The 9,719-nt window shown below is 70.4% G+C and carries 7 protein-coding genes and 1 pseudogene; 3 read left to right on the top strand and 5 right to left on the bottom strand.

From position 1 onward, the window contains the following. Positions 1–339 (top strand): annotated as a pseudogene (locus GH736_RS11025) (hypothetical protein); the annotation flags it as partial. A 69-nt stretch (positions 340–408) separates the two neighbouring features. On the opposite strand, the gene GH736_RS11020 reads toward GH736_RS11025, so the two are convergent. Both GH736_RS11020 and GH736_RS11015 read right to left on the bottom strand, forming a co-directional pair. Next, the gene (locus GH736_RS11020) at positions 409–2,724 is read right to left on the bottom strand and encodes a transglycosylase domain-containing protein (protein ID WP_159603172.1); all 2,316 of its coding nucleotides are present in this window, start codon (positions 2,722–2,724) and stop codon (positions 409–411) included. A gap of 230 nt (positions 2,725–2,954) precedes the next feature. Next, a complete protein-coding gene (locus GH736_RS11015) occupies positions 2,955–3,797 on the bottom strand; it encodes a class II glutamine amidotransferase (protein ID WP_159603170.1) in 843 nt (280 codons plus the stop codon). A gap of 318 nt (positions 3,798–4,115) precedes the next feature. Here GH736_RS11015 and GH736_RS11010 point away from each other — a divergent pair, with 318 nt between their 5' ends. Then, entirely contained in the window at positions 4,116–6,278 is a 2,163-nt protein-coding gene (locus GH736_RS11010; RefSeq protein WP_159603168.1) for a glycosyltransferase, read from the top strand. Further along, a complete protein-coding gene (locus GH736_RS11005; RefSeq protein ID WP_159603166.1) occupies positions 6,275–7,468 on the top strand; it encodes a VWA domain-containing protein in 1,194 nt (397 codons plus the stop codon). Before GH736_RS11010 ends, GH736_RS11005 begins: the two co-directional genes overlap by 4 nt. A gap of 82 nt (positions 7,469–7,550) precedes the next feature. Here the strand turns inward: GH736_RS11005 and GH736_RS11000 are convergent, their stop codons facing one another. From GH736_RS11000 to GH736_RS10990, 3 genes are all read right to left on the bottom strand, one after another. Further along, on the bottom strand, positions 7,551–9,098 hold the full coding sequence (locus GH736_RS11000; RefSeq protein ID WP_235934016.1) for a DHA2 family efflux MFS transporter permease subunit: 1,548 nt from the start codon (positions 9,096–9,098) through the stop codon (positions 7,551–7,553). Positions 9,099–9,237: 139 nt separating this feature from the next. Continuing rightward, positions 9,238–9,390: a hypothetical protein gene (locus GH736_RS10995; protein ID WP_159603164.1), complete on the bottom strand. Its 153-nt coding sequence runs from the start codon at positions 9,388–9,390 to the stop codon at positions 9,238–9,240. Beyond that, the coding region (locus tag GH736_RS10990) for an aminotransferase class V-fold PLP-dependent enzyme (protein WP_159603162.1) at positions 9,387–9,719 on the bottom strand (333 nt) is incomplete at its 5' end. The genes GH736_RS10995 and GH736_RS10990, both read right to left, overlap by 4 nt.

Raw genomic sequence — 9,719 nt, 5'->3', positions numbered from 1 at the left:
GCCGTCGACCCCGAACTGGGCTACTACATCATGACCTTCGGCAACGCGCGCAGCTGCACGTCGTCGCAGAACGCCTCGGGGCGCCCCGGCGACAACCTGTTCTCGGACACGATGGTCGCCGTCGACGTGCTCGCCACCCCGGCCGCCGCGCCGTGGATGAAGATCAGCGAGGCGATGGACTACGTGGTCGCGGTGGCCCCCAGGCGGGCGTTCCCGACGCACGAGATGCTGCTGTCACGCGCCGGCAAGGACCTCTCGAACACGCGCCTCCGCTGGGCCGTCGAGCAGGGAGGCGGCGAGTACCTGCCCCTCGAACCCGGGGACTCGATCGACTTCTGAGCCGCCGCGCTCAGGCGAGGCGAGGCGTGCCGGCGCCGGCCTGGGGTTCGCCGAGGCGGGGCGGTCGGGTCACTCCGTCGGCGGGCCACCGTTGCCGTTGCCGTTCCCGCCGTTGCCGTTCCCGTTCCCGTTCCCGTTGTTGCCGTTCCCGCCGCCGTTCCCGCCGCCGCCGCCCTGATCGGCGGGTGCGGGCGTCTCAGTGCTTCCGCTGTCGACACCGCCCGACTTCGGCGCGACCGGCCCGGGCCCGGCCTCGGTGAACGGGTCGCCGCCGTACTTCGCCGCGGCGACCGACATGACCGCCGGCCACATCCGGTGTCGTGCCGTCGCGGCCTGGCCGCTGTCGAACCGGATGGCCCGCTGGTTCGCGTCGCCGTTGACGCTCACGACCGCCGCCGCCGTGGCCACCTTCGAGCTGGCGCCGACCATCCAGGTGTCTTTCGCCCCGTCGGTCGTCCCCGTCTTGCCGATGAGCGGCACGTGCGGTGACGTCGCCCCGTTCGAGACGGTGGCAGTGCCACTCGTCATCACCCGAATCATGGCGTAGTGCATCGCCGCGGCGACCGCGGGCGGCACCGATTCCGTACACGTCGTCTGCGGCGCCGGCAGCTCCTGCCCGTCGCGCCCCACAATGCGGTCGATGGCGACCGGCGTGCAGGTGACGCCGTTGTTGGCGATGCCGGCGAAGGCCACGGCCATAGTGAGCGGTGCCACCTCGTTGATGCCGATCACCGCGGAAGCGCTCTGCACGAGCGGTTCCCCGTCGGCGCGGTGCACCCCGAACGCCTCGGCGGTCTTGCGGATGCCGCAGAGGTCGAGCCGCTTGGCCATGCCGATGTAGCCCGTGTTGATCGAGCCGACCGTCGACTCGAGGGCACTGTAGTTGGCGCCCGACTCGTTGGCATCGTTCCTCGGCGCCCAGTGCTCGGCGTCGTAATTCTGGGGCCCGAGGCAGCTGTCCTGGAACGTACCCCAATTGGCCTTCGGCCGGGAGTCGACCCGCTCCGAGAGCGCGTGCCCCGTCTTCAGCCACTCCGCCAGCGTGAACACCTTGTACGAGGAGCCCGGTTGGAATCCGCGCGAGCCGCCGTACTCGAAGTCGGTGTTGTAGTTGATGCTCGTGAACTGCGGTCCGGAGTTCAGCACCTCGGGATCCTGACTGTAGGTGCGGTTCTGCGCCATCGCGAGCACGCGACCCGTGCCCACCTGCACCGAGGAGATCACCGCGCCGACATCCCACCCCGGATACGTCTGCGGCACATTCTGCGCGATCGTCGACTCCGCGGCGTTCTGCAGGTCGAGGTCGAGGGTCGTGTACACCTGGAATCCGCCCCGCCGGAAGTTGCGCAACCTCGTGTCCGCGTCCTCGCCGAAGTTCGGGTCGTTCTGCAGGATGTTCTTCACGTAGTCGCAGAAGTAGGCGCTGCCGCCCGCCGTCTGGCATCCGGTGCTCGGCTCGGTGATCGCGGGCTGCACGGGTGTGGCGATGGCGGTGTCGTACTCCGCCTGCGTGATCTTCCGGTACTCCAGCATCCGGTCGAGGATGTAGTTTCGGCGCGCCGTGTTCTCGGCGTAGCCGTTCGCCGCGCCGTTCGTCTCGCTCTCGGGCTTGTCGATCTGGAACTTCGCCGGATTGTTGACGATCGCCATGAGCGACGCGGCCTGCGCGAGCGTCAGGTTGGCCGCGCTGGTGTTGTAGTAGTAGTTCGCGGCCGCCTCGATGCCGTACACGGTGCCGCCGAAGCCGGCGATGTTCAGGTAGCCGAGCAGGATCTCGTTCTTCGTGTAGCGCTTCTCGACGCCGATCGCGAGGCGCATCTCCTTGAGCTTGCGGTCGATCGACGTCTCGGTGACAGTGTCGTAGCAGCCGAGCCGCTCCTGCTCGATGAGCGCGTGGCGCTCGTCGCCGGTGAGCGCCTCGCGCTCCTCCTCAGTGAGGTCTTCGAGGGCGGTGACGTCGGCCATGCCCTCGCACTCCTGCACGCGCACGTTCTTGACGTACTGCTGAGCGATCGACGACCCGCCCTGGGTCTCGCGACCCGTGGCCGTGGTGACGGCTGCGCGCACCGTGCCCTGCAAGTCGATGCCGCCGTGCTCGTAGAACCTCGGGTCCTCGCCGGCGACCGTCGCGTCCTTCACGTACTGGCTGACGCCGTCCCAGCCGACCTCGATCCGGTTCTGGTCGTAGAACGAGGCGAGGAGCACGGTGGATCCGTCGGATTTGGTCGCGTAGATGTTGCTCTTCTCCGACAGCTCCCCGATCTCGAGGTAGCTGGGCAGGTTCTCGAACATGCCGATGGTGCCGGATGCCGCGATGCCGACGGTCGCGATGGCGGGGGTCACCCCGACGACGACGAGGGTCGCGGCGGCCGCGCTCGCGGCCACGAGCCCGACCAGCCCGCCCAGAACGCCAACGGGAGTCCGCGTCTCGGCGAAATCCCGATTCCGCTTGTTCCGGACGGCCATGCGATCACTCCCGGAGCCCGCGATCGTGCGGGTGACGCGTGCCCGGTAGGGCGGGCACCATGGTGGTTCGATCACCATCGAACCTCAGCATGCCGTGCGTGTCCACCCCTCGGCGTGACATCCGAACCCGTGTCCTTCCGCCCCGTCGATCAACCGGCTTCGGCGAGGAACGGCTGATGGTCGAACTCGCCCTCGCCGATGATCGCGACCGTGGACTCGGGCACCTCGATGAAGGCGCCGGGCATGTCGTTCAGCGGCTCGGAGACCACGACCCGCGCATTCCGGCCGAACAGGTTCAGTCGCTCGACGTCGGGGTACAGCTCGCGCAGGGTGTCGATGTCCTCGGAGTGGAAGAGCGTGCGCGACCGGCGCTGCGTCGAGTAGCGGAACGCCCAGATGGTCGTGCCGTCGGAGACCGCCATGGTGCCCTGCATCGGGAAGGCGATGCCGTGTTCGCGCCCGACCTTCTCGATGAGATGCACGGCGGCGGTGATGCCCGCGATCGGGTCGTCTCGGAGGCCGAGGGTGAGCGCGAGGTGGAAGATCACCTCGGAGTCGGTGGTGCCGTGGATGTGCGGGTACAGCGACGCGTCGACCGCGAACACCAGGTCGCGCTTCATCTTCACGAAGTCGCCGAGGAACCCGTTGTGCATGAACAGCCAGTTCTCGTAGCGGAACGGATGGCAGTTCGTCTGCTGGATCGGCGGCCCGCCCGCGGCTCGCACGTGCGCGAAGAAGAGCGGGCTCTCGATCGCGTGGGTGAGCTCCCGCAGGTTCTCGTCGTGCCACGCGGGCTCGATGCTGTGGAAGAGCGCCGGCTTCGAATCGTCGGTGGTGCCGGTCGGGTACCAGCCGATGCCGAACCCGTCGCCGTTCACGGTCTCCGCCCCGAGCGGCGAGTTCAGCGACTGCTTCACGAGCGAGTGCTGCGTGTCGAGGATCAATGTGGACGGTCGGAGCGGTTCCCCCGAGTATGCGAGCCAGCGGCACATGCGGTCTTCCCCCTGCACATCGTCGGCGATGCCTGGTGCGGCGCGACGCCGTTGGCCACATGCTAGTCCCGGCGGGCCCCGCTCCGGTGGGCAGCGCCGGCTTCGGCGCCCCTTCTGGGGACATCGGATGCCGCGGCGCGGCCCCTACGATGTGGGGACCGTCGGCTGTGGGCCGCTCGCATGCGTCGTCCGGGCCGCGGTGCGATTCCCAACACGCACGGGAACGACGCGCCCCGGCCGCATTCTCCTGGCCGGGGTCCTTCGCCGTCATCCGAACGATGGATGCCGCGTCGGCGCGCAACGCCGAGACTCGACGTCGTGGGAGTCCAGACCGCACTCGATGCAGTGACCGGTGCCGACGCGATCGTCGACGCGATGCGGCTCGCCGACGACCTCGCATTCGAGGCCGGACGGGATCCGGGCGTGCGGACGCTCAGGGTGCTGGCCGGGGCGCTCCGCGGCGACGACGAGATCGCCGCCATCGCTGCGACCCACGCCCTCGCCGGGATGTTCGACCGTGAAGCGGGCAGGATGCTCGTCGGCCTGCTCACCGATGAGCGCGCCTTCCTCCGGCAGCACGCGGCCTGGGCGCTCGGTGGCGGACTGCCACGCGCCGACGCGATGGGAACCCTGCTCGGCATGGTCGTCGCCGGCGGATTCGGGGGCATGCTCGCGCAGCGGACGCTCGAGCAGTGGTCCCCTACGACGGCGGAGGCGCTGGTCGTCGGGACCGAATCCGCATTGCTCGGCATCGTCGAGCCGGCGGCGCGCGCACGTCTCGTCGAGACCCTCGGACTCGTGCGGCACTCGATCGCCACGGCGCCGCTCCTCCGGATCGCGCGCGATCCCGGCGAGGCGGAACGGGTGCGCATCGCGGCCGTCTCGGCGATCGGGCAGCGGTCCGCCGACCCGCGGCTGACGGAGTTCCTGCTGCCGCTCGCCGCGGACGGCGGCCGCCTCGGCGCCGTGGCGGAGCTGGCGCTGCTCGACCTCCGCGCTCACCTGCGTCCTGCGGGCGCGCCGACGGCAGCGCGCCCATCAGGTCTGACGGTCGCCCAGCTCTTCCTGCACGCCGACATCGATCCCCTGCTGAGCTCGGCCGGCTCCGGGGACAACGGCGGCATCGCGACGCTCCTGGTGCGGCTCGGCGACGCACTCGTGCGCGATGGCGACACCGGCGTGGAGCGGGTCCTGACCCTATCGCGCGGCTCGGTGGGCGAGGCCGCCGCCGACCTCATGGCGCTCCGCGACGGGGCCCACGGGCACGTCTACGGGCGCATCCCGCTGCTCCGTGACCCCGTGCCGTCGGCAGCGGCGTGGCCACTGCGGGTCGCGGCTCGCCGCGGCATCCGGCGACTGCTGCTGGCGGCCGGGCACGTCGACCTGCTGCACCTGCGCATGGCGGATGTCGGCAGCCTTGCGGCGGCGGAGGTCGCACGGGAGCTCGGCATCCCGGTGGTCTTCACCGTGGCGCCCGACCCCCACGCGGTGATCGAGTCGCTCGACCGGTCGGGAGCGATGAGCCGCCGCGACTTCGGCCGGTTCGACCTCGAGGAGCACTTCTGGTTCCGCACGCGCCTGGTGCAGCGGCTGGCGGCCAACGCCGCCCATACGGTCCTCTTCCCGAGGCCGCACCTGCAGGAGGACCTGCGTCGCCTGGTGGGCATCGACCTCACCGCCCGGGCCGAGCGGCACACGGTCGTGCCCGAGGGGGTCGACCTGGCGACGATCGACGAGGCGGTGGCGGATGCCGCGACGCACGCGCATGGCGGGCCGGCGGGACCGGCCCTCGTCGAGTTGCGCACCCTCGTCGAGCAGCTCGCCCCGGAACGACGGGGCCTGCCGCTGGTCGTGTCCCTCGGCCGGCTCCACCGGGTCAAGGGGATGGCGACGCTCGTGGAGGCGTGGTCGCGCCATCCGGTGCAGCGACGGGCGAACCTCCTCGTCATCGGCGGCGACCTCGAGCATCCCTCGCCCGACGAGCGCCGCCAGCTCGACCTCATCGAGCTGGCCGTGCCGGCATCGCAGCGAGCCGCGGTGGGGCTCATGCTGCCGGGACACCGCTCGAACGACGTCGCGGCCCGATGGCTCGCCGCAGCCCGGCTCGGGATGCCGGGTGCGGTGGCGCCCGGCGGGATCTATGCGTGCGCGAGCCTGAAGGAGGAGTTCGGCATCGCGCTGCTGGAGGCCATGGCCACCGGCCTGTTCGTGGTCGCGCCCGACGGCGGAGGACCCGCGACCTATGTGGAGCCGGGCGTGACCGGCCTGTTGACCGCGACGTGGGACGCTGATCGCCTGGCGTCCGCACTGGACGAGGCGCTCGCCGGGGCGAGCCACGACGCCGCCGCGCGCGCCGAACGGTCGCGTGGGATGGTGCGCGACCACTTCACCGTCCAAGGCATGTCCGTGGCGCTCGGACAGGTCTACCGGGGCGTGGCACGCGACGAGGCCACGCTCGAGTGGCTGGATGCGGCGCGATGACGCTCCTCGTCGTCAGCCCCGACTACGCCTCGCACCTGCTCCCCCTGGCCACGCTGGCCACGGCCTGGCAGGCCCACGGGGAGCGCGTGGTGGTGGCCAGCGGTGCGTCCACGGCCGAGGTGGTGGCCGGATTCGGCTTCGAGCGCGCCGACCTGCGCCTCGGTCGAGGTTCGAATCCCGGGGTGATCGCCGCAGACGACCAGCCCGAGGACGAGGGCGCGTCACTGCGCGGCTTCTTCGAGGCCACCCGGCGCGGCGCGGTGGCGACGCTCGAGTACCAGGCCGCTGAGCGGCTCGTGGATCTCATGTGGGAGCCGGCGTCGTCGGCCAGGGCCACGCTGCGGATCGTGGAGGACCTCGCACCCGACCAGATCCTCGTCGATCATCTCGCGTTCAGCGCCCGCCTCGGGCTGGATTCCGCAGGCATCTCCTACGGAGACGTGGTGCTGGGGCATCCGTCGGCGCTGCCGGTGGGCGACGAGGTCTACGGTTGCCCCCCGACGTGGCCGTCCGCATTCCGCATCGAACCCCGACAGCTCGAGGAACTGCGTGCCTGGGCGGTGCTGACGTTGCGGTCGCGCATGCTCGCCGTCATCGACGTGTCGGGCTCCATGGAGGAGCCGGCCGAGAACGGCTTGCGCCGCATCGACATCTTCCAGCAGGCCGCCATCGGTGCCATGGAGAAGTTCTCGGGCGAGGTCGAGATGGGCGTGTGGGTCTTCTCGACCGCGCGCAACGGCGACCTCGACTACGAGGACCTCAGCCCCATCGCACCGCTGGCCGACCTCGCGCACAAGCAGGAGATCGCCGGGATCATCCAGTCGCTGCCGGCGCGCCTCGGCGGCGCCACCGGGCTGTACGACACGACGCTCGCGGCGATGAAGCGGGTGCGCGAGACGTACGACCCCGAGAAGGTCAACTCGGTGCTGCTCATCACCGACGGCAAGAACGAGGACGAGAACGGCATCGACCTCGACACGTTGCTCGCCGAACTCGCGAAGATGGACGACCCGGCCAAGCCGGTGCCGGTGATCATGATCGGCTTCGGCCCCGACACCGACCTCGCGGCGATGCAGCGCATCGCCCAGGCGACGAAGGGCGCGGCCTACTCGGCATCGCGGCCCGAGGACCTCAGCACCGTGCTCGTGGATGCGCTGTCGCAGCGCACCTGCCGCCCGAACTGCGGCTGAGCATGCTCCGTCGGCCGATGCCGCCGAACACGATGAAGGGCCCGGTTCTCGAACCGGGCCCTTCGTCATGCGCCTGCGAGGATCACGCCTCGGCGGGCTCCTCGAACACGGCGTCTTCACGTGCGTGCGTCATCATGTCGGCGGGCTTGCGCACGAAGAACGAGCCGACGATGGCGAGGATCGACAGGATCGCGCCGACCAGGAATGCCGAGCGGATGCCGGCGGTCTGGGCCACCTCGGCGGATGCGCCCGTCGCGGCGACGGCGACGGTACCGGCGGTCATCACCGTCACGAAGAGCGCGGTGCCCGCCGCACCGGCCACCTGCTGCACGGTGCCGACGATCGCCGAGCCGTGCGAGTAGAGGCGCGGTTCGACCGAGCCGAGGGCCGACGTGAACAGCGGCGTGAACATGAACGCGAGACCCGTCGACAGCGCGACGTGCGCGGCGAGCACGAGCCAGGGCGAGGTGTGGTCGGTCACCATCGTGAGCGACCAGAGCACGCCGCTCACCACGATGCTGCCCGGCACGAGCAGCGGCGTGGGCCCGTAGCGGTCGAACAGCCGGCCGACGGTGGGGCCGAAGAGGCCCATGATCAGGCCACCGGGCAGCAGCAGCAGGCCGGTCGCCAGCGGAGTGAGGTGCAGCACGTCCTGCATGTAGATGGGGAGCAGGATGATCGTGCCGAACAGCGCCGCCATCATCACCACCATGAGGCCGACCGAGATCGAGAAGTTGCCCGAACGGAAGGTGCGCAGGTCGAGCAGCGCCCGCTCCCGTCGCTGGAGGAGCAGCTGTCGCCAGATGAACCCGCCGATGCCGAGGACGCCCACCACGAGGGAGACGACCATCGCGGCAGGGTGCTCGATGCCGCTGACGACGCCGCCGACGAGGCTCAGGCCGTAGACGAGGCCGCCGAAGCCGAAGGCCGACAGGATGACCGAGAACACGTCGATCGGGATGGCGCGCGGCTCGCTGACGTTCTCGACGCGCCGGAAACCGATGACGAGCATCGTCAGGGCGATCGGCAGCACCAGCCAGAACATGAACCGCCACGACAGGAAGCTCAGGATCAGGCCGGAGATCGTCGGGCCGATGGCGGGCGCGACCGACATGACGATCGACACGCGGCCCATGAACCGGCCGCGATCGGCCGCCGCCACCAGCGTCATGAGCGTCGTCATGAGCAGCGGCATCATGATCGCCGTGCCGCTGGCCTGCACCACGCGGGCGAGGAGGAGCACCTCGAAGCCCGGCGACAGGGCCGCGATCAACGTGCCGGTCGAGAAGAGCGACATCGCGGCGATGAAGATCGGCCTCGTCGCGAACCGCTGCAGCAGGAAGCCCGTGATCGGGATGACGACGGCCATCGTCAGCATGAAGGCGGTGGTCAGCCACTGCGCCTGCGAGATGGTGATGCCGAGATCGGTGACGAGGTGCGGGATCGCCACGCCCATGATCGTCTCGTTGAGGATGACGACGAAGGCTGAGGCGAGGAGCAGCCAGATGACGCGGTTGTTGCGCGCCCCGTGGAGCGCCTCGACGTCGGAGTCGGTATGGGGATGAGCGGGGGCCGCGTCGAGGCGTGCGGCCTCGGGCGCGGTCAGGTCAGGAACGGCGCGTTCGGTCACGGAAAGGCATCCAATCGATCTCGGCGCAGAGCGGCGCCGGGGGAGTTGCGTCGAATGTGTGAGTCAACCCGCGTCGGACGACGCGCTATTCCCGATCGGCGAGATGGATCGGAACGTATGGATCGTGCGGCGGGAAGGGCTACGGTGCGGGCGAAGGACCGTCGGTCGGAGTGGGCTCGGGAAGCCAGCCCTCGAGCTGCTCCTCTTCGGGAGCGACCTCGTCTTCGACGCGCTTCTCGCCGACCTCGAGATCGGCGTCGTCGTCGGCGGGAATGGCAGTGGGATCGGTCATGACTCCACGATATTGCGGACCGCCGACACTGCGCGGGCGACCGCTGCCGCGGCATCCGCGATCTCGTCGGTGGTCGTTCCCGCGCCGAGCGTGAACCGCACGGCGGTCTGCGCGAGCTCGGCCGGGACGCCGATCGCCGTGAGCACGTGCGACGGCTCGTCGCTCCCCGCGGCGCACGCCGATCCGCTCGAGCAGATCACCCCGCCGCGCTCGAGCTCGAGCAGCACGGCTTCGCCGCTGGTGCCCGGGAAGACGAACGACACCGTTCCGGGCAGTCGCCGCATGGGGTCGCCGGTGAGCACGGCGCCGGGCACGGTGGCGACGACCCG

It is taken from the genome of Agromyces humi (assembly GCF_009720255.1).
Lineage (GTDB): Bacteria > Actinomycetota > Actinomycetes > Actinomycetales > Microbacteriaceae > Agromyces > Agromyces humi.
This window is presented reverse-complemented; position numbering and strand designations above follow the sequence as displayed.

Bases quoted from the DNA above. Each gene is read 5' to 3' on its own strand.
- GH736_RS10995 (WP_159603164.1), bottom strand. From the start codon at position 9,390: ATGACCGATCCCACTGCCATTCCCGCCGACGACGACGCCGATCTCGAG.
- GH736_RS11015 (WP_159603170.1), bottom strand. From the start codon at position 3,797: ATGTGCCGCTGGCTCGCATACTCGGGGGAACCGCTCCGACCGTCCACA.
- GH736_RS11005 (WP_159603166.1), top strand. From the start codon at position 6,275: ATGACGCTCCTCGTCGTCAGCCCCGACTACGCCTCGCACCTGCTCCCC.